This is a genomic window from Streptomyces sp. NPDC031670 (assembly GCF_055580545.1).
The window spans coordinates 103,960-123,526 of sequence record NZ_JBVILC010000016.1; the positions used below are offsets into that span (position 1 = coordinate 103,960).

A 19,567-nucleotide genomic window follows, 5' to 3' on the forward strand; every position below is an offset into this window, starting at 1 on the left:
TTCCCCCCCCCTCCCCCCCCCCCCCCCCCCACACCAACCCCCCCCCCCCCCCCCCCCCACCCCTCCCCCCCCCCCCCCCCCCCCCCCCCCCCGCCCGGCTTCCGTTCCGCTCCCTCCGGCGCGCGCGGCGCCTTCGGGTCCTACTCGGCGGCGGCCGTCTTCTTCGCCGCCGTCTTCTTGGCCGGAGCCTTCTTCGCCGTGGCCGCGGTCTTCTTGGCGGCCGTCTTCTTCGCCGCGGTCTTCTTCGCGGGCGCCTTCTTGGCCGCGGCCTTCTTCGCCGTCTTCTTCGCGGGCGCCTTGGCACGCTTCTCGGCGAGCAGCTCGTACCCGCGCTCCGGCGTGATGTCCTCCACGCTGTCCCCGGTCCGCAGGGTCGCGTTGGTCTCGCCGTCCGTGACGTACGGGCCGAAGCGGCCGTCCTTCACGACGACCGGCTTCTCGCTGACCGGGTCGGTGCCGAGCTCCTTGAGCGGCGGCTTCGCAGCCGCGCGCCCCCGTGCCTTGGGCTGGGCGTAGATCGCCAGCGCCTCTTCCAGGGTGATGGAGAAGAGCTGGTCCTCCGTCTCCAGCGAACGCGAGTCCGTGCCCTTCTTCAGATACGGCCCGTACCGCCCGTTCTGCGCGGTGATCTCCACGCCCTCGGCGTCGGCGCCCACCACCCGCGGCAGCGACATCAGCTTCAGCGCGTCCTGGAGGGTGACCGTGTCCAGGGCCATCGACTTGAAGAGCGAGGCCGTCCGCGGCTTGACCGCGTTCTTGCCCGTCTTCGGCGTGCCCTCCGGCAGGATCTCGGTCACGTACGGCCCGTAGCGGCCGTCCTTCGCCACGATCTGGTTGCCGCTCACCGGGTCGGTGCCCAGCTCGAAGTCGCCGCTCGGCTTGGCGAGCAGCTCCTCCGCGAGCTCCACGGTCAGCTCGTCGGGTGCCAGGTCCTCCGGCACGTCGGCGCGCTGGTGACCCTCGGCGTCCTTCTCCCCGCGCTCGATGTACGGCCCGTAACGGCCGACCCGCAGCACGATCCCGCTGCCCACGGGGAAGGAGGAGATCTCGCGCGCGTCGATCGCGCCGAGGTCCGTGACCAGCTCCTTCAGACCGCCGAGGTGGTCCCCGTCGCCGTTCCCGGCGTCGGAGGCGATACCCGCGCCGGCCTCGCCCGCACCGAAGTAGAACCGCTTGAGCCACGGCACCGACTTGGCCTCGCCGCGCGCGATGCGGTCGAGGTCGTCCTCCATGCGCGCGGTGAAGTCGTAGTCGACGAGCCGGCCGAAGTGCTTCTCCAGCAGGTTGACCACGGCGAAGCTCAGGAAGGACGGCACCAGCGCCGTGCCCTTCTTGAAGACGTAGCCGCGGTCCAGGATCGTGCCGATGATCGACGCGTACGTCGACGGACGGCCGATCTCGCGCTCTTCCAGCTCCTTGACCAGGGAGGCCTCGGTGTACCGGGCCGGGGGCTTGGTCGCGTGGCCGTCCGCGGTGATCTCCTCGGCCGACAGCGCGTCGCCCTCGGCGACCTGCGGCAGACGCCGCTCGCGGTCGTCCAGCTCCGCGTTCGGGTCGTCGGCGCCCTCGACGTAGGCCTTCATGAAGCCGTGGAAGGTGATCGTCTTGCCGGACGCGGTGAACTCCGCGTCCCGCCCGTCGCTCGTCCGGCCCGCGATCTTCACGGTGACGGAGTTGCCGGTCGCGTCCTTCATCTGGGACGCGACGGTCCGCTTCCAGATCAGCTCGTAGAGCCGGAACTGGTCGCCGGTCAGGCCCGTCTCGGCCGGAGTGCGGAAACGATCACCCGAGGGGCGGATCGCCTCGTGCGCCTCCTGCGCGTTCTTGACCTTGCCGGCGTACGTCCGCGGCTTCTCCGGGAGGTAGTTCGCGCCGTACAACTGCGTGACCTGCGCACGCGCCGCCGACACCGCGGTGTCGGAGAGCGTGGTGGAGTCCGTACGCATATACGTGATGAAGCCGTTCTCGTACAGCTTCTGGGCGACCTGCATGGTGGCCTTGGCCCCGAAGCCGAGCTTGCGGGAGGCCTCCTGCTGGAGGGTCGTCGTACGGAACGGGGCGTACGGCGAGCGGCGGTACGGCTTGGACTCCACCGAGCGCACGGCGAAGGCCGAGTCGGCGAGGGCGGCTGCCAGCGCCCGGGCGTTCGCCTCGTCGAGGTGGAGGACGTCGCTCTTCAGTTGTCCGTCGGGACCGAAGTCGCGGCCCTGAGCCACCCGGCGGCCGTCGACCGCCGCGAGGCGTGCCACCAGCGAGGACGGGTCGGAGGCGTCGCCCGCCCGGCCGGTGGAGAACGTCCCGGTCAGGTCCCAGTACTCAGCAGAACGAAACGCGATGCGCTCGCGTTCCCGCTCCACCACGAGCCGGGTCGCCACCGACTGGACGCGGCCGGCCGAGAGCCTCGGCATGACCTTCTTCCACAGCACCGGCGAGACCTCGTAGCCGTAGAGGCGGTCGAGGATGCGGCGGGTCTCCTGGGCGTCGACCATCCGCTGGTTGAGCTCGCGCGGGTTGGCGACGGCGTCCCGGATGGCGTCCTTGGTGATCTCGTGGAAGACCATCCGGTGGACCGGGACCTTGGGCTTCAGGACTTCCTGGAGGTGCCACGCGATGGCCTCGCCCTCGCGGTCCTCATCGGTGGCGAGGAAGAGTTCGTCGGACTCGGCAAGGAGCTCCTTGAGCTTCTTGACCTGCGCCTTCTTGTCGGCGTTGACGACATAGATGGGCTGGAAGTCGTGCTCGACGTCCACGCCCAGGCGGCGTACCTCGCCGGTGTACTTGTCGGGCACCTCGGCGGCGCCGTTCGGCAGGTCGCGGATGTGCCCGACGCTCGCCTCGACGACATAACCGGGGCCCAGGTAGCCCTTGATCGTCTTCGCCTTGGCAGGAGACTCGACGATGACGAGTCGGCGGCCGCCCTTTGCGGTCTCGCTGGTCGGGGACAACTTCGCTCTTCTCTCCGGTCGGCACTCGGGTGGCACGTACGAGCTGTACGGTCGCTGCGGAGTGTGACGGTACAACCCGCCCCCGTGTCAAACAGCAAAAGCCCGCAGCGGCCACTCGAACGGTAACCCGACTTACGGCGAGTGTGCCGCCTGGACCGTCCCGATGCGTTCTGAAAAGCGTTTCGTCCCAGCGCAGGGCCGGGAACGGGTCCCCGCCGCCCGGCGCGGCGCCGGAACGTCCCCGGGACTCACAGGCGTGTGAAGGACCACACCCCGGCCGCGAGGAAGAGTGCGCCGGCGAGGGTGGCCAGCGCCGCCGAGACGACGGGCCCCGCGCCGTCCGCCACCGGCGCCCGGTGGTGCACCCGGACCCCCGTCCACAGCAGCAGCGCGCCCCCGAACAGGACGAAGACCGTCCCCGCGAACACGGCCGGCCCGGCCTCCGCCCCACCCATCCCGTTCATGGCGCGGATCCTGGCACCCGCGCGAGGAGCCCCGGCGAACTCCAGGTGAACGGGCCGCACCCCCATCCGGACCAGTCGGCTACGAGCGGGCGTGTTGGGGCGGGCGGGTCGCCGGCGGCCCAAGTGAACGGTGTGACGGCCGGGGCGTCGGCTCGCGACGGGCGGGGGTGGGGTTGGCCGAATTCACACCCTTGTCTTCCCTCCCCGTGCCCGGCGCCTTCCGCCGGGCCGCACCCGCCGCGTGCGGGGGCGCGCCCCTACCGCACCTGTCGTACGCCGGCCCCCGGCCCAGCCGTCCCGACGGCGGCCCGGGGCCGCGCGCGCGTCACTCCCCGACCGGCTCCAGGAAGCCCTGGCCGACCAGCATCCGGATCGATTCCGGGGTGCGGTCGCGCAGCTGGACCGGGTCCTCCCCGATCAGCTGGGCGATGGCGTCCAGGATGCGGCCCGCGTCCAGCTGGCCGTCGCAGACGCCCGCGAAGCCCGCGCCGACCGTGTCCACCGTGGTGGCCCGGCGCATGCCCCGGTTCTGCCGCAGCACCACGTGCTCCGGGTCCTCCGCGCCCGGCAGTCCGACCTGCTCCTGCACCACCTCGTCGGCGAGGCGGAAGCGGTCGGCGAGCAGCGCCGCGTCGTCGCGTGTGCGCAGGTACTCCTGCCGGTCGAAGTGGGCCCGGATGGTCTCGCCGAGCGGCTGCTCGACCGGGTGGGGCCACTCCTCGACGGTGACCGAGGGCTGTTCGGAGCCGGACTTGCGCAGCGTGATCCAGCCGAAGCCGATCGCCCTGGTCCCGCGCGCCTCGAACTCGTCGAGCCACGCCTCATACCGCTCGGCGTAGGCCTCGGGGCCGGTGCGGTGGTCCCCGGCGTCGCGCAGCCACAGCTCCGCGTACTGCGTGACGTCCTGGACCTCGCGCTGCACGATCCAGGCGTCGCAGCCGCGCGGCACCCATGAGCGCAGCCGCTCCTGCCACTCCTCGCCGTCCACGTGCTGCCAGTTGGCGAGGAACTGCGCGTATCCCCCGTCGTTCAGCCGGGCTCCGGCCTGCTGCACGAGGGTGCGGCACAGGTCGTCCCCGCCCATGCCGCCGTCCCGGTACGTCAGCCGGGCGCCCGGCGAGATGACGAACGGCGGGTTGGACACGATCAGGTCGAACGTCTCGGCGCCCACCGGGTCGTAGAGCGAGCCCTCGCGCAGGTCGGCCTCGGGAGCGCCGGACAGGGCGAGGGTGAGCCGGGTGAAGGCCAGCGCGCGCGGGTTGAGGTCGGTGGCGGTGACGCGGGTCGCGTGCTGCGCGGCGTGCAGCGCCTGGATGCCGGAGCCGGTGCCGAGGTCGAGGGCGGAGGCGACCGGCGTACGGACGGTGAGCCCGGCGAGCGTGGTGGACGCGCCGCCGACCCCGAGGACCATCGCGGTGTCCGCCCGGCCGCTCGCCCCGCCCGCGCCGCCGACGGCGCAGCCGAGGTCGGAGACGATGAACCAGTCCTGCCCCTCCGGACCGCCGTACGGACGCACGTCAACGGCGGCGCGCACCTCGTCACCCGCCCGGGTGAGCCAGCCGTCCTCCAGGGCCTCATCGCCCGGCAGGGCCGCCCGGACGCGCTCGTACGCCACGGGCTGCTGGAGCAGGAACAGCCGTACGAGCGTGTCGAGCGGCGTGTCGCCGCGCGTGGCGCGCAGGGCGGGCACCGTCTCGCTGCGGGCCAGCGCGGCGTAGGCGGGGGCGCCGAGCAGGTCGAGCAGGCCGTCGGCGGTGAAGTCGGCGGCGAGCAGGGCGTCGCGGAGCCGGGCCGCGCGGTCGGGCACGGGCAGGCCGGCGGGCGGGCTGGCGGGAACACTGGTCGTACTCACCCCGCCATTGTGGCGGCTGCCACCGACAAACACCCACGGCCCGGCACCCACATGGGGTCCGGGCCGTGCGAGAGGGCTCCCGCGGCGCGGTGCGGCGCCGCCGCGCGCCTGCTACTCGCCGCTCGCCGAGGACGACGGCTTGGCCGAGTCGGACGGCTTCGCCGACGCCGAGGAGGTGGCGGAGGCCGAGGGCTTCGCCGAGTCCGAGGGCTTCGCCGACTGCGGGGCCGAGGCCGAGGGGGACGCCTGCTTGGAGGCGTCGCCGCCGGCGGCGGGCGTGGCGGAGGAGGACGCGGAGGCGGTCTGCTTCTGGCAGCCCGGCTGCTTCTGCATCGCCTTGCCGAGCTCGCCGGACTCCAGCTTCTTGAGGGCGTCGTCGCTGCTCTTGCTGATGGTGTTCAGCTGGTCGGCCACCCCCTTGAGCCCATCGGCGAACTTCGCCTGGTCGCCGGTGTCGAGCGCGTCGACCTTCTTCTTGAGGTCGGCGTAGGAGGCGGAGGACGCCGTCAGCTCCTTGCCGGCCTCCTGCTGGGTCTTGTCGCCTTCGTCGACAGGCGGGACACCGGCCTTGTCGAGGCTGCCGGCGAGCGCCTTGTACGCGTCGGAGATCTGCTGGAAGGCAGCCGAGTCCGTCTTCTGGACATCGGCCGGCTTGCTCTCGTCGGCCGTCTGCTTCTCGATGGAGGCGTTGGCGTCAGTGATCTTCTTGATCTGCGGCTGGGCCTGGTCGCAGAAGGTCTTGGCCCAGTCGTTCACCTTCTTGTCCGAGTCGTCGCTGCTGCAACCCGACAGTGCGAGCACCAGTACCGCGCCGCCGGACAGTGCGGCCGCAAGCTTCTTGTTCACCGGATCGGTCCCTTCCAAGGCTCTCGGCCCCGGAACATACACGCCAAGTGGGCGACAACCGCGTGTCGTACGCCTGATCTGCTCGCTTTTGCAGCCATTTGCACCAAGGGAGAGAAGGCTCACGACGCGAAAGAGACGGGCGGACGGTGCGTCAATCCGCACCGTCCGCCCGCCCTTGCCGTGCTCTTCCTAGGAAACGACCGCCGGGTCAGGTGACTTGGCGGTCATCTCGTGGTTTCCCTCGTCCCCCACCGCCACTCCGCGGCGCTTGGAGACGTACACCGCGCCGACGATGACGGCCGTGGCGAGCACCGCCACCACCGTGCGCACGGCGGGGCTGGCGTCCGCCCCGTAGCTGAACTTGACGATCGCCGGCGCGATGAGCAGCGCCACCAGGTTCATCACCTTCAGCAGGGGGTTGATGGCCGGGCCCGCGGTGTCCTTGAACGGGTCGCCCACGGTGTCGCCGATGACGGTGGCGGCGTGGGCCTCGCTGCCCTTGCCCCCGTAGTTGCCGTCCTCGACCAGCTTCTTGGCGTTGTCCCACGCGCCACCGGAGTTGGCGAGGAAGACGGCCATCAGCGTGCCGGTGCCGATCGCGCCCGCGAGGTACGAGCCGAGCGCCCCGACGCCGAACGTGAAGCCGACCGCGATGGGCGCCAGCACCGCGAGCAGGCCGGGGGTGGCCAGCTCCCGGAGCGCGTCCTTCGTACAGATGTCGACGACCCGTCCGTACTCCGGCGTCTCGCTGTAGTCCATGATCCCGGGGTGCTCGCGGAACTGCCGCCGCACCTCGAAGACCACCGCGCCCGCCGACCGGGAGACCGCGTTGATCGCGAGACCCGAGAACAGGAAGACGACGGCCGCGCCCAGCATCAGGCCCACCAGGTTGTTGGGCTGGGAGATGTCCATGCTCAGCGTCATCTCGCTGGACTTGGCGCCCACGTCGTTCACCGCGGTGGCGATGGCGTCCCGGTACGAGCCGTAGAGCGCCGCCGCCGCGAGGACGGCCGTGGCGATGGCGATGCCCTTGGTGATGGCCTTGGTGGTGTTGCCCACGGCGTCCAGGTCGGTGAGGACCTGCGCGCCCGCGCCCTCGACGTCACCGGACATCTCGGCGATGCCCTGCGCGTTGTCGGAGACCGGGCCGAAGGTGTCCATGGCGACGATCACGCCGACCGTGGTGAGCAGACCGGTACCGGCCAGCGCCACCGCGAACAGGGCGAGCATGATCGAGGTGCCGCCGAGCAGGAACGCCCCGTAGACGCTCAGACCGATCAGGAGGGCCGTGTAGACGGCGGACTCCAGGCCGATGGAGATACCGGCCAGGACGACCGTCGCGGGGCCCGTGAGCGACGACTTGCCGATGTCACGGACCGGGCGCCGGGTGGTCTCGGTGAAGTACCCGGTCAGCTGCTGGATGACGGCCGCGAGCACGATGCCGATCGCCACCGCGACCAGCGCCAGGACCCGCGGGTCGCCGCCGTGCGCCTTGATGGCGGCGTCGGTGACCCCGTCCAACTCGGCGTACGTGGACGGCAGATAGATGTAGACCGCCGCCGCCACCAGGGTGAGGGAGATCGCCGCGGAGATGAAGAAGCCGCGGTTGATGGCGGACATCCCGCTGCGGTCGGCGCGCCGCGGGGCGACCGCGAAGATGCCGATCATCGCGGTGACCACGCCGATCGCCGGAACGATCAACGGGAAGGCCAGGCCGGAGTCGCCGAAGGCCGCCTTGCCCAGGATCAGGGCGGCGACCAGGGTGACGGCATAGGACTCGAAGAGGTCCGCGGCCATGCCGGCGCAGTCGCCGACGTTGTCGCCCACGTTGTCGGCGATGGTGGCGGCGTTCCTCGGGTCATCCTCCGGAATGCCCTGTTCCACCTTGCCGACGAGGTCGGCGCCGACATCCGCCGCCTTGGTGAAGATGCCGCCGCCGACACGCATGAACATGGCGATCAGCGCGGCGCCGAGGCCGAAGCCCTCCAGCACCTTGGGTGCGTCCGCGGCGTAGACCAGGACGACGCAGGAGGCACCCAGCAGGCCGAGACCCACCGTGAACATGCCGACCACGCCGCCCGTACGGAAAGCGATCTTCATGGCTTTGTGCGAGACGGCCGTGAGATCTTTTTCTGGTTCGCCTTCCGCGGGGGTCGCCTCGCGGGCGGCTGCCGCCACGCGCACATTCGCGCGTACGGCCAGTCGCATGCCGACGTATCCGGTCGTCGCCGAGAAGAGCGCGCCGATCAGGAAGAAGGCAGACCGGCCCGCCCGCTGCGACCAGTTGTCGGCCGGCAGCAGGAAGAGCAGGAAGAACACCACGACGGCGAAGATGCCGAGGGTGCGCAGTTGCCGGGCCAGATAGGCATTCGCGCCTTCCTGTACGGCTGCCGCGATCTTCTTCATCGACTCGCTGCCCTCACCGGCCGCCAGCACCTGGCGGACCAGCAGTTGGGCCACGACCAGGGCCGCGAGGGCCACGGCCGCGATGACGATCACGATCAGTCGGTTGTCGTCGGTCAGAACCGCCGCCGCGAGTGAAGTGGGGTGATCGAGTTCTTGTGGGTTGAAGAGCCCCGCCATTCGTCCTCCTTGACGTTCAAGCTCAAGATGTGGACGGATTGTAGGGAGCGGAACACGATCAAAACAGGGCGCGGCCGACGGAATTGACCTTCAGTCGCCCATCAGCAAATGATCGCGCCATGAAAAGGCCCCCGAAAGCGGTAATGGGGCAAAAGCATTGACGGCTGATCAACGATCTAGAGAATAATCCCTAAAAACGAAAAAGGCCCTGCTCAGCAGGGCCTGTTCGGCGGGGGTACAGAGACCGGTCAGGGCTCGGCGGTTGCCCCGGTGATCGGCCAGGTCATACGGATGACACCACCGGACTCGTCCGAAGTGACCTCCACGTCGTCGACGAGGCCGCTGATGACCGCGAGGCCCATCCCGTCCTCCCCGCCGTCGTCCGGCTCCTCCTCGGCGGCGGCCCCGCGCCCACCCGGCGCGGCACCCCCGGAACCCGGACCGGGCACCTCGTCCCCGACCTCGATGGAGAAGGACTTCTCCTCCTCGGTCAGCGCGACGCGCACCGGCGCCGTCAACCCGTACGCGCGATGCAGCCCCACGGCACGGCTGCACGCCTCGCCGACGGCGAGCCTGACCTCGTCGAGGACCGCCTCGTCCACCCCTGCTCGACGCGCCACGGCGGCGGCCACCAGGCGGGCCGTCCGGACGTGTTCGGGCTGGGCGCTGAAACGGAGTTCAACGGTGGCCATGCGATCCCCCTCGAACGTACGGGCGTGCTTGTCAGGGGCCCCGGGCCTTGAGGGGCCCGGTGCCCCTGTTCTTCCTCCGGAGCCGTCAGTCGGTGGCGTTGACGGCTTCGTCGACCGATCCATGGATCGGGAACACCTTGGTGAGCCCGGTGATCCGGAAGATCTTCAGAATGCGCTCCTGGTTGCAGACGAGCCGCAGGGAGCCCTCGTGGGCACGGACACGCTTGAGTCCGCCCACGAGCACGCCGAGGCCGGTGGAGTCGAGGAAGTCCACGCCCTCCATGTCGACAACCAGGTGGTAGCTGCCGTCGTTCACCAACTCGACCAACTGCTCGCGCAGCTTGGGCGCGGTATACACATCAATCTCGCCACCGACCTCGACGACCGTACGGTCGCCACCAGGGCCGGACACATTGCGAGTCGACAGGGACAGGTCCACGGATCCTCCAGCACCTTGCTATCGAGCGGCCGATCCCTGAGTCTCCCCGGCGGAGCCAGAGAACGGATCGCCAGCCGCGATGGCATTCAATCACTTACCAGCAGCCATGCACGACGCCTTGGGACCATTGTCCGTCCCGCCAGTGACACACTCGGTGCCGATGGCCAGGAATCTCCGCCCCAGAACACCCGCTCAGGGCACGGGTGAACGACCCGACCCCGGCATGGTCCTGCACCGGCTCGCCTCGGGGGCGGACCGGGCTGCGCGCATCACTCATACGGAGCACTTGCCCCCACGTGAGGGCCGTCATGCAGTCTGGCCGCACCGCATCCGCCCGGAAGTGATCAACGCCATCCGGCGGGCCGGTGTGGAGCACCCCTGGGCCCACCAGGCAGCCGCCGCCGAGCACGCCCTGGACGGCGAGTCCGTGGTGATCGCCACCGGCACCGCCTCCGGGAAGTCCCTGGCCTACCTCGCCCCGGTCCTCAGCACGCTCCTGGACGGCTCCGAGGCCCCGAACGGACGCGGCGCCACCGCCCTCTACCTGGCCCCCACCAAGGCCCTGGCGGCCGACCAGCGGCGATCGGTGAAGGCCCTCGCCCAGCCCCTGGGCAACGCGATCCGGCCCGCCGTATACGACGGCGACACGCCGGTCGAAGAACGCGAATGGGTGCGCCAGTACGCGAACTACGTCCTCACCAACCCGGACATGCTGCACCGGGGCATACTCCCCGCCCACCCCAGGTGGTCCTCCTTCCTGCGCTCGCTGCGCTATGTCGTCATCGACGAGTGCCACACCTACCGGGGCGTCTTCGGCTCCCACGTCGCCCAGGTCCTGCGGCGCCTGCGCCGGCTCTGCGCCCGCTACGGCGCCGACCCCGTCTTCCTCCTCGCCTCCGCCACCGCCGCGCAGCCGTCCGTGGCCGCCCGCCGGCTGACCGGCCTGCCCGTCGTCGAGGTCGCCGACGACGCCTCGCCGCGCGGCGAGGTGGTCTTCGCCCTGTGGGAGCCGCCCCTCACCGACTTCCTCGGCGAGAAGGGCGCGCCCGTGCGCCGCACCGCCACCGCCGAGACCGCCGACCTCCTCACCGACCTGGCCGTCCAGGGAGTACGCACGGTCGCCTTCGTCCGCTCCCGGCGCGGCGCCGAGCTGGTCGCCGTCATCGCCCAGGAGCGGCTGTACGAGGTGGACCGCACCCTCGCCCGCCGGGTCGCCGCCTACCGGGGCGGCTACCTCCCCGAGGAGCGCCGGGCCCTGGAGCAGGCCCTGCACTCCGGCGAGCTGCTCGGCCTCGCCGCCACCTCCGCCCTGGAGCTGGGCATCGACGTGTCGGGCCTGGACGCCGTGATCATCTCCGGCTACCCCGGCACCCGCGCCTCGCTGTGGCAGCAGGCGGGGCGCGCCGGGCGCTCGGGCGAGGGCGCGCTGGCGATCCTGGTCGCCCGGGACGACCCGCTGGACACCTACCTCGTCCACCACCCCGAGGCGCTGTTCCAGCAGCCCGTCGAGTCCACCGTGCTCGATCCGGACAACCCCTACGTCCTCGCCCCGCACCTGTGCGCGGCAGCCGCCGAACTGCCGCTCACCGAGTCCGACCTCGAACTCTTCGGACCGGCGAGCCCCGGCCTGATGCCGCAGCTGGAGGCCGCGAAGCTGCTCCGCCGACGGGCTTCGGGCTGGCACTGGACCCGCCGCGAGCGCGCCACCGACCTCGCCGACATCCGGGGCGGGGGAGGCCGCCCGGTCCAGATCGTCGAGGCGTCGACGGGACGGCTGCTCGGCACGGTCGACGCCTCCACGGCCCACACCTCCGTCCACGACGGCGCCGTCCACCTCCACCAGGGCCGTACGTACCTGGTGAAGCGTCTGGACCTGGACGACCCCGCCGGCCCGGTCGCCCTCGTCGAGGAGGCCAGTCCGCCCTATTCGACCGTCGCCCGCGACACCACCTCCATCTCCGTACTCGAAACCGACACCGACGTTCCGTGGGGAGCCGGCCGCCTCTGCTACGGCTCCGTCGAGGTCACCAACCAGGTCGTCTCCTTCCTGCGCCGCAAACTCATCACCGGCGAGGTGCTGGGCGAGACCAAGCTGGACCTGCCGCCCCGCACCCTGCGCACCCGGGCCGTGTGGTGGACGGTCACCGAGGACCAGCTCGACGCGGCCCGGATCAACCCGGAGATCCTCGGGGGCGCGCTGCACGCCGCCGAGCACGCCTCGATCGGCATGCTGCCGCTCTTCGCCACCTGCGACCGCTGGGACATCGGCGGGGTCTCCGTCCCGCTGCACCCGGACACCCTGCTGCCGACGGTCTTCGTGTACGACGGCCACCCGGGCGGCGCGGGGTTCGCGGAGCGCGCCTTCCACACCGCGCGCGAGTGGCTGACGGCGACCCGCGAGGCCATCGCCTCCTGCGAGTGCGAGGCGGGCTGCCCGTCCTGCGTGCAGTCCCCCAAGTGCGGCAACGGCAACGAGCCGCTCCACAAGCGGGGCGCGGTCCGGCTCCTCACGGAACTGCTGCGGGGGGCACCGGGGGGTGCGGACGCGCCGGGTTCGCCGGGTCGGCCGGCTTCGCCGGAGGAGCCGGGTTCGCCGGGTTCGCCCGAGACGACGGGTTCGCCGCGTCCTCCGGGTTCGCCGGAGGTGCCGGACTCGTCGGGGTAGCCGGTGTCCGAGGGGGCTGCGTCGCCCGGGGAGCGGGGGGCCGCGGCCCCGGGGCGGCCGGCAGGAAGCGGTACGCGGGAGGCGCCGCCGGGCCCGCCCGGGACCTGATCTCCGGGGCGTACGGGCCGAACCTCGCCCGTACGGTGACATCGGCGATCTCCCCCGTCACCGTGCACCGGACCACCTCGCCGCCCTGCGCTCCCGCGACCCGGACCGCCCCGGCGCAGGCCTCGGCGGTCCCCCACAGCGCCCGGTCGGCCGCCGCCAGCGCCGCCAGGTCCGCCGCGCCCCCCGCCCGGTGCCGGGCCGCCACGGCCTGCCCGAGGGCGAGGACGGCCCCGAACACCAGGCAGAGCGCGGAGGCGGCCACCGCCACCCAGACGGACGCCGAGCCCCGGTCCTGGGCTTGGGCTTGGACCTGTACCTGGACCTGGGCGCGGACCTGGGCCGCGTTGCTGGCCGCCGGAGCACCCCACCCCCTCGGCCGGGCACGGGCCGCCCGGCTACCCGCCAGAGCACCCCACCCCCTCGGCCGGGCACGGGCCGCGCGCCTGGCCGCCGGAGCACCCCACGTCCGGGGCCTCATCGCTCCTCCCCGACCAGGGGCCGCCCCACCGTGTCCTCCGCCAGCGCCGCCGCGTCCCCGCTCAGCGTCAGGGCCAGGGCCAGCGCGTGCGGGCCCGGGGTCGGGGCTTCCACCCGTACGCGCCACAGGTCGCCGTCCCGCCGCAGCGCGACCCTCGCCCCGGGCGGGGCCGCCGATCGGGCGGCGGCCAGCACCTCCTGCTCGGGCTCGGACCTCGCGGCGGCCCTGGCCCCGGCCCGGGCCGCGTCCAGGCACTGGATCTGCGCGGCGGCTGCCATCAGCCCCCCCAACAGCGCCAGGGCGAACGCGGCCAGCGCCGGGATCACCACAGCCGCCTCCGCCGTCACGAAGCCCCGGTCGGCGCGGAGATGGCGCCCCTGCCCCATGGGCGGCGGGCCCTTCCCGGACCGGTGGCCGTCCGGCCCGGGGGCACCCTGCTCAGAACTGCACATCGAGCGCCCTCCCCACCAGTGACTGGAGCGCCGAGGAGACGGCCTCGCTCGTCACCACCTTGTAGAGCACCGCCGCGAAGCCGCACGCGGCGATGGTCCCCACCGCGTACTCGCTGGTCGTCATTCCGGCGTCCCCGCGCATCCGCCGCGCGACACACCGCATCCATGTCCTCATCCCAACCCCCATGCCGGTCGTACTGTCGATGTCTTCGGATCTCTTGATCCGGCGATCTCTCGCCGGCTTGCCGGTTCAGCGTCCGAGCAACCCGCCCGCCAGCCCGATCACCACCGGCGCCACCCCGGCGGCCAGGAACGCGGGCAGGAAGCAGAGCCCCAGTGGCCCGGTGATCAGTACGCCCGCCCGCCGGGCCCGGGCGGCCGTCGTCCGGGCCCGCTCGGCACGGCAGCGCTCGGCCACCCGGCCGACCGGGCCGGCCGCCGGTGCCCCCGAGGAGGCGGCCCGCTCCAGGCACCGGGCCAACCCGGCCGCGCCCGGTATCTCGCCCAACCTCCCCCACGCCTCGGCCGGCTCGCCCCCGAGCCGCAGCTCGGCGGCGATCTGGGCCAGCCGCCGCCCCACGGGGCCGTCCAGCGACTCGCCCACGGCCCCGGCCGCCTCGCGCGGCCCGGCGCCGGCCGACAGGCAGGCGGCCAGCAGATCGGCCGCGAGCGGCAGTTCCGGGTCCATCGCCTCCGTGCCGGAAGGCGCGCGTCGCGGCTCCCGGCGACGGGCCCAGCGCCCGGTCCCGTACGCCGCGGCCAGCCCCATCACAGCCCCGGCCGTCCCGCCGATCAGTACGTACGCGGCGGCCAGCACTCCCAGTGGCGCGGCCCAGGCACCGGCGCGCCCCCGGATCGGCGCCCCGCCTGCCGTGGCCCCGTCCAGCAACCGGGCAGCCCGTGACCGGACGGACGACGGCCAGGTGCCCGATGTCCGTGTGCCCGACGTCCGCGTGCCCGGTGACGGTGGGCCCGGTGAAGGTGTGGCCGGCGACGGTGGCCACGGGCTCGTAGCTGCCGCCACAAGTCCCGTCCCCCGCCGCCGTACCGCCCGCTCCCTGCCGCGCCCGGCGATCTCCAGCACTGTCCACAGGACGAGGGCCACGAGCGCCGCCGTCACCCCCAGGCTGTGGAAAACTTCCGAGCCCGCCCCGTCGCCCGCACCCCCGGAGCCAGGTACCGGTCCCGTTCCCGGTCCCGGTCCGAGCCGCAGCCCGAGCGGCCCGTTCACCGCCCCTCCCCCGCCCGGGTGATCCGCGCCGTCCAGTACAGCCCCGCCGCCTCCAGCGCCCCGGCCAGGGCCAGACAGCCCAGGCCCGCCGGGGTGTGGAGCAGCACCCGCAACGGACTCGCGCCCATCGCCGTGCCGAGCAGGAGACCGAGGGCGGGCAGCAGGGCCAGCAGGACGGCCGTGGTGCGCGGCCCGGTCAGCTGGGCCCTCAGCTCCTCCCGTTGGTCCCGCTCGACCCGCAGCGCCGCCTCCAGGCGCTCCAGCCCGGCCGCGAGGCCCGCGCCCCCGTCGACCGCCACCTGCCAGCACGCGGCCACCCCCGCCAGCCCCTCCGCGCCCGGTTCGCGGGCCGCCTCCCGCAGAGCCCCGGGCACATCGCCACCGAACCGCGCCGCCGCCAGCACCAGGGGTTCGGCGGCCCCCAGCGCCTCCGAGTCCCGGGTGGCCAGCGTCAGCGCCCGGCCGGGCTGGCGTCCCGCGCGCAGTTCCCCGGCGACCGCGCCGCACCAGGAGACCACCTCGTCGGCCCGGCGCCACTTCGCCCGCTCGCGCTCCCGGGCCCGCAGCCGCCGCCCCACCAGCGGCACCGCCACCGCCCCGGCGGCCAGCGGCAGCAACGAGCCGGCCAGCAGCGCCACGGCCACCGCCGCGGGCAGGCACAGCCACTCCGGACGCGCCTTGGCGCGCAACCGCTCCCAGAGCCGCCCCCACGGCGGCTCGTCCGGTTCCACCGCTCCTCCCGCGACGATCAGCCGCGCCCTGCGCCGACCCTGCTCGCGCCCCACCGAGAGCCAGGCCGCCGCGAAGGCGCACACGGCCGCCGCCGAGACCGGGGTGAGGCCGGGCGGGCCCGTCGCCGTCCAGGCGGTCACCACGCGCCTCCCAGCAGCACCCGCAGCCGTTCCCAGCCGCGCTCCTGGACGAAGCCGCCCAGGCCCCAGCGCAGCGCCGGGACGGCCACCACCAGCCCCGCCGCGTCCCGCTCAAGGACCGTGACCTCGGCGACCCGGCGCCGGCCGGTCCGGTCCCGGACGAGATGGAGGACCACCGAGAGCGCCGCCGCCACCTGGCTGTGCAGGGCCGCCCGGTCGAGCCCGACCGCCGTGCCCAGCGCCTCCAGCCGGGCGGGTACGTCCGCGGCCGTGTTCGCGTGCACCGTGCCGCAGCCGCCCTCGTGGCCGGTGTTGAGCGCCGCCAGGAGGTCGGTGACCTCGGCGCCGCGCACCTCGCCCACGACCAGCCGGTCCGGCCGCATCCGCAGAGCCTGGCGCACCAGGTCCCGCAGGGTCACCAGGCCCGCGCCCTCCTGGTTGGCGGGCCGTGACTCCAGCCGCACCACATGGGGGTGGTCGGGCCTCAACTCGGCCGAGTCCTCGGCCAGGACGATGCGTTCGCGCTCTCCCACGAGGCCGAGGAGCGTCGACAGCAGGGTCGTCTTGCCGGAGCCCGTGCCACCGCTCACCAGGAACGACACGCGGGCCGCGACGAGGGCCCGCAGCACCGCCTCGCCGCCCGGCGGCACCGTCCCGGCGGCGACCAGTTCGTCCAGGGAGAAGGCCCTCGGCCGCACCACCCGCAGCGACAGGCAGTCCGCCCCGACCGCGACCGGTGCCAGCACCGCGTGCATCCGGGTTCCGTCGGGAAGGCGGGCGTCCACCCATGGCCGGGCGTCGTCGAGGCGGCGCCCGGCGACCGCCGCGAGCCGCTGGGCCAGTCGGCGCACCGCGGCCGTGTCACTGAAGCGGACCCCGGTGAGCTCCAGTCCGGCGCCCCGGTCCACCCAGACCCGGTCCGGCGCCGAGACCAGGACGTCGGTCACCTCGGGGTCGGCGAGCAGCGGCTCCAGCGGGCCCGTACCGACCAGCTCGGAGCGCAACTCCTCGGCGCCGCCGAGCACTTCCGCGTCGCCGAGCAGCCGCCCCTGGGCCCGCAGCGCCGCCGCGACCCGGGCCGGGGTCGGCTCGGCCCCGCTCTCCGCGAGCTGCCTGCGCACCGCGTCGAGCAGCGGCCTCGGCGCGTCGGCGGCCCGGCCCGGCGCACCCGGCGGACCGCCGGGAGGCATCCCGCCGCTCCCGCCCGCGGTCATGCGTCCCGTACGCGCGCGTCCCGTACTCATGCGACCGCACCTCCCGTCAGCGCCTGCTCCCAGAAGGCCGTGCAGAAGCGGGAGAGGGGGCCGCGCACCTCGCTGCCCGGCGGGGCGCCCTTCTCCTGGGCTTCCAGCAGGCCGTACTCCACCGGGAGTTCACCGGCCAGGGGCAGTCCCAGGGCAGCCGCCACCCACTGCTCGTCGAGCCCCGCCGCGTACGGACCGCGCACCACCGCCCGCAGGTCCCGCAGCACCATGCCGACCGAGGAGGCGACCCGGTTGGCCGCCGCCACCGCCCGCAGTTCGGCGGGGACGACCAGGAGCCCCAGGTCGAGCTGGGCCAGGGCCTCCGCCACCGCGTCGTCCACCCTCCTGGGCAGATCGACGACCACCACGCCGCCGCGTCTGCGGGCAGCCGCGAGGACCGCTCGCATCGCCTCCGCGGGGATCGCCACCGAATCGCCCCGGTCCCAGCTGAGGACGCGCAGCGCGTGCAGATGCGGCAGCGACTCCTCCAGCGCTCCTCCGGCGACCCGGCCACGAGAAGCGGCGAAATCCGGCCACCGTCTGCCTTCGGCCTGCTCGCCCCCGAGCAGCACGTCGAGGCCGCCTCCCAAGGGGTCGCCGTCGATGAGCATGGTGCGCCGCCCGGTCCTGGCCGCGGTCACCGCCAGGGCGCAGGCGAGCGTCGAGGCACCGGCCCCGCCCCGTCCGCCGACGACTCCCACGGTGAGCGCCTGGCGGCCCACGCCCTCCGCCGCGTCCGCGATCCGGTCGACGAGCCACTGCTCCGCGTCGGGCAGCCGCAGCACATGGTCGGCGCCGATCTCCACCGCGCGGCGCCACACGCCCGGGTCGTCCTGGTCCCTGCCGACGAGGAGGACTCCGCGCCTTCGCGCGGCGCCGCGCACCCGGGCCGCCGCGTCGTCCCCGACGAGGATCAGCGGTGCGCTCTCCCAGCCGGACCGGCGCTCGGGCACCGAGTGGTGGACCTCCGGTTCGGCTCCCGCGGCGGCGCACAGCCGCAGCAGATCGTCGAGCAGCGCCTCGTCCTCGGTCACGATCAGCGGCCCCGGACGCCTCCCCTGAACACCCGGTGACCGGTCGGACACGAAGGGTCCGTCCATGATCTCCGCCCCCTCTCACTGCGATTCCTGGCATCCGCGGATCTCGCGAACTGGAATCACGGTGGAGCGGTTCCGGAAATCAAGTGGATCTTGGGCGAAAACTGTGGACAACTCGCTGGTTGTGAATATTCCGTTCACCTATACCGGTGACTTCCGGAGCGCACCGGAACCGCTACGCTCGGTGACGAGTCTGGACAGGTGTGAGGGAGGAGCCGACGCGGCCCGAGAGAGGGGAAGGATCGTGCGGGAGGCCCGAAAATGCATCCGGACATGCGACGACCCCCGCCGGGGGGGAGAGCGGGGGTCGTCTTTCCGGCCGACTCGGGGGGGGAGGAGCCGGACCGGGTTAGCACGGTCGCGAACGATCCGTGACTTCCATGGTGTACCCGAGAGCCTTCTCAGGCAAACCCACACGCCCCAGCGTACGCCGAATGGTGGGCGCCTATGCTCGCGTTCGTGGAAAACCACTCCTTGCCGCGGACCGCCGCCTTCTTCGACTTGGACAAGACAGTCATTGCCAAGTCGTCGACCCTCACGTTCAGCAAGTCCTTCTATCAAGGGGGACTCATCAACCGCCGGGCCGTGCTGCGTACGGCCTATGCCCAGTTCGTGTTCCTCGCCGGCGGCGCCGACCACGACCAGATGGAGCGGATGCGCCAGTACCTCTCGGCGCTCTGCAAGGGCTGGAACGTCCAGCAGGTGAAGGAGATCGTCGCCGAGACGCTCCACGATCTGATCGACCCGATCATCTACGACGAGGCCGCCTCCCTCATCGAGGAGCACCACACCGCGGGCCGCGACGTCGTGATCGTCTCGACCTCGGGCGCCGAGGTGGTCGAGCCCATCGGCGAGCTGCTCGGGGCGGACCGGGTGGTGGCCACCCGGATGGTCGTGGGCCCCGACGGCTGCTTCACGGGCGACGTCGAGTACTACGCCTACGGCCCCACCAAGGCGGAGGCCGTCAAGGAGCTCGCCGCCTCGGAGGGCTACGACCTGTCCCGCTGCTACGCGTACAGCGACTCGGCGACCGATGTCCCCATGCTGGAGTCGGTGGGCCATCCCTTCGCGGTCAACCCGGATCGGGCACTCCGGCGCGAAGCGGCCATCCGAGATTGGCCGGTTCTCGTCTTCAACCGACCGGTCCGGCTCAAGCAGCGGCTTCCCGCGCTCTCCATGCCGCCCCGCCCCGCGCTGGTCGCGGCGGCGGCCGTGGGCGCCGCGGCGGCCACCGCCGGACTCGTCTGGTACGCGAGCCGGCGGCGCGCGGCGGCTGGCTGACCGAGCGGCCCCGCGGTCGCGGCGTCGGCCATGGTCGACGCCGCGACCGGTGCCGACCGTTCTGTCCTGTTTGAACCTAAAAGTAAAGAAGTGCAGTCAGGGGTTCCGCTTCACCCCGGCCTGGAGTACAAATAAGGCAACGGCCCGCGAGACCTGGGACATCCGAGAGGATCACCTTCTACGCAGTACGGCCCCACGGACCGAAGCATGGAAGCCGAGCACCCACGCGACGTCGACCCGTCGATTACGGGCCAGCCGCACCAGGTGACGGGCAGAAGTTCCCGACCTGATGGGCAACCTTCGAGGACGCTTGGTAAC

The 19,567-nt window shown here is 72.9% G+C and carries 15 protein-coding genes and 1 pseudogene; 2 read left to right on the top strand and 14 right to left on the bottom strand.

The annotated features are described in order from the left end of the window. Positions 1-140: 140 nt before the first annotated feature. From topA to ACZ5ID_RS26965, 7 genes are all read right to left on the bottom strand, one after another. Positions 141-2,945, bottom strand: a complete 2,805-nt coding sequence (gene topA / locus ACZ5ID_RS26935) for a type I DNA topoisomerase (protein ID WP_468902851.1) — start codon at positions 2,943-2,945, stop codon at positions 141-143. A gap of 248 nt (positions 2,946-3,193) precedes the next feature. After that, positions 3,194-3,409, bottom strand: coding sequence for a hypothetical protein (locus ACZ5ID_RS26940; protein ID WP_468902854.1), 216 nt, complete (start codon positions 3,407-3,409; stop codon positions 3,194-3,196). Positions 3,410-3,734: 325 nt separating this feature from the next. Continuing rightward, positions 3,735-5,261 carry a DUF7059 domain-containing protein gene (locus ACZ5ID_RS26945; protein WP_468902856.1) on the bottom strand — a complete coding sequence of 509 codons (1,527 nt, stop codon included), beginning with the start codon at positions 5,259-5,261 and terminating at the stop codon, positions 3,735-3,737. Between the two features lie 111 nt (positions 5,262-5,372). Continuing rightward, positions 5,373-6,107, bottom strand: a complete 735-nt coding sequence (locus ACZ5ID_RS26950; RefSeq protein ID WP_468902858.1) for a small secreted protein — start codon at positions 6,105-6,107, stop codon at positions 5,373-5,375. A 189-nt stretch (positions 6,108-6,296) separates the two neighbouring features. Next, a complete protein-coding gene (locus ACZ5ID_RS26955) occupies positions 6,297-8,690 on the bottom strand; it encodes a sodium-translocating pyrophosphatase (protein WP_468902861.1) in 2,394 nt (797 codons plus the stop codon). Positions 8,691-8,938: 248 nt separating this feature from the next. Continuing rightward, positions 8,939-9,382, bottom strand: a complete 444-nt coding sequence (locus ACZ5ID_RS26960; RefSeq protein WP_406554843.1) for an ATP-binding protein — start codon at positions 9,380-9,382, stop codon at positions 8,939-8,941. 85 nt (positions 9,383-9,467) lie between these two features. After that, complete coding sequence (locus ACZ5ID_RS26965) at positions 9,468-9,821, bottom strand: STAS domain-containing protein (protein WP_053728100.1); 354 nt, start codon at positions 9,819-9,821, stop codon at positions 9,468-9,470. A gap of 79 nt (positions 9,822-9,900) precedes the next feature. On the opposite strand from ACZ5ID_RS26965, the gene ACZ5ID_RS26970 reads away from it, so the two are divergent. Next, on the top strand, positions 9,901-12,486 hold the full coding sequence (locus tag ACZ5ID_RS26970; protein WP_468902864.1) for a DEAD/DEAH box helicase: 2,586 nt from the start codon (positions 9,901-9,903) through the stop codon (positions 12,484-12,486). A gap of 151 nt (positions 12,487-12,637) precedes the next feature. On the opposite strand, the pseudogene ACZ5ID_RS26975 reads toward ACZ5ID_RS26970, so the two are convergent. From ACZ5ID_RS26975 to ssd, 7 genes and pseudogenes are all read right to left on the bottom strand, one after another. Further along, positions 12,638-13,072 (bottom strand): annotated as a pseudogene (locus ACZ5ID_RS26975) (Rv3654c family TadE-like protein); the annotation flags it as partial. Continuing rightward, on the bottom strand, positions 13,069-13,524 hold the full coding sequence (locus tag ACZ5ID_RS26980; protein WP_468902866.1) for a TadE family type IV pilus minor pilin: 456 nt from the start codon (positions 13,522-13,524) through the stop codon (positions 13,069-13,071). The gene ACZ5ID_RS26980 and the pseudogene ACZ5ID_RS26975, both read right to left, overlap by 4 nt. Further along, complete coding sequence (locus tag ACZ5ID_RS26985) at positions 13,511-13,711, bottom strand: DUF4244 domain-containing protein (RefSeq protein WP_406557207.1); 201 nt, start codon at positions 13,709-13,711, stop codon at positions 13,511-13,513. The genes ACZ5ID_RS26980 and ACZ5ID_RS26985 overlap by 14 nt, the downstream gene beginning before the upstream one ends. Before the next feature lie 63 nt (positions 13,712-13,774). Continuing rightward, positions 13,775-14,413, bottom strand: coding sequence for a type II secretion system F family protein (locus ACZ5ID_RS26990; protein WP_468902870.1), 639 nt, complete (start codon positions 14,411-14,413; stop codon positions 13,775-13,777). A 338-nt stretch (positions 14,414-14,751) separates the two neighbouring features. After that, a complete protein-coding gene (locus tag ACZ5ID_RS26995) occupies positions 14,752-15,627 on the bottom strand; it encodes a type II secretion system F family protein (protein WP_468902873.1) in 876 nt (291 codons plus the stop codon). Further along, entirely contained in the window at positions 15,624-16,817 is a 1,194-nt protein-coding gene (locus ACZ5ID_RS27000; RefSeq protein WP_468902973.1) for a TadA family conjugal transfer-associated ATPase, read from the bottom strand. The genes ACZ5ID_RS26995 and ACZ5ID_RS27000 overlap by 4 nt, the downstream gene beginning before the upstream one ends. A gap of 50 nt (positions 16,818-16,867) precedes the next feature. Further along, positions 16,868-17,971, bottom strand: coding sequence for a septum site-determining protein Ssd (gene ssd / locus ACZ5ID_RS27005; protein ID WP_468902876.1), 1,104 nt, complete (start codon positions 17,969-17,971; stop codon positions 16,868-16,870). Between the two features lie 444 nt (positions 17,972-18,415). Between ssd and ACZ5ID_RS27010 the strand changes: the two genes are divergently transcribed. Further along, the gene (locus ACZ5ID_RS27010; protein ID WP_468902879.1) at positions 18,416-19,249 is read left to right on the top strand and encodes an HAD family hydrolase; all 834 of its coding nucleotides are present in this window, start codon (positions 18,416-18,418) and stop codon (positions 19,247-19,249) included. Positions 19,250-19,567: the final 318 nt, after the last annotated feature.

What these genes read in the sequence shown, in the direction of transcription:
- ACZ5ID_RS26970 (WP_468902864.1), top strand. Translation starts at nt 9,901, where the DNA reads ATGGCATTCAATCACTTACCAGCAGCCATGCACGACGCCTTGGGACCA.
- ACZ5ID_RS27000 (WP_468902973.1), bottom strand. Translation starts at nt 16,817, where the DNA reads ATGCCTCCCGGCGGTCCGCCGGGTGCGCCGGGCCGGGCCGCCGACGCG.
- ssd (WP_468902876.1), bottom strand. Translation starts at nt 17,971, where the DNA reads ATGGACGGACCCTTCGTGTCCGACCGGTCACCGGGTGTTCAGGGGAGG.
- ACZ5ID_RS26960 (WP_406554843.1), bottom strand. Translation starts at nt 9,382, where the DNA reads ATGGCCACCGTTGAACTCCGTTTCAGCGCCCAGCCCGAACACGTCCGG.
- ACZ5ID_RS26980 (WP_468902866.1), bottom strand. Translation starts at nt 13,524, where the DNA reads ATGTGCAGTTCTGAGCAGGGTGCCCCCGGGCCGGACGGCCACCGGTCC.
- ACZ5ID_RS27010 (WP_468902879.1), top strand. Translation starts at nt 18,416, where the DNA reads ATGCTCGCGTTCGTGGAAAACCACTCCTTGCCGCGGACCGCCGCCTTC.
- ACZ5ID_RS26940 (WP_468902854.1), bottom strand. Translation starts at nt 3,409, where the DNA reads ATGAACGGGATGGGTGGGGCGGAGGCCGGGCCGGCCGTGTTCGCGGGG.
- ACZ5ID_RS26955 (WP_468902861.1), bottom strand. Translation starts at nt 8,690, where the DNA reads ATGGCGGGGCTCTTCAACCCACAAGAACTCGATCACCCCACTTCACTC.
- ACZ5ID_RS26985 (WP_406557207.1), bottom strand. Translation starts at nt 13,711, where the DNA reads ATGGGGGTTGGGATGAGGACATGGATGCGGTGTGTCGCGCGGCGGATG.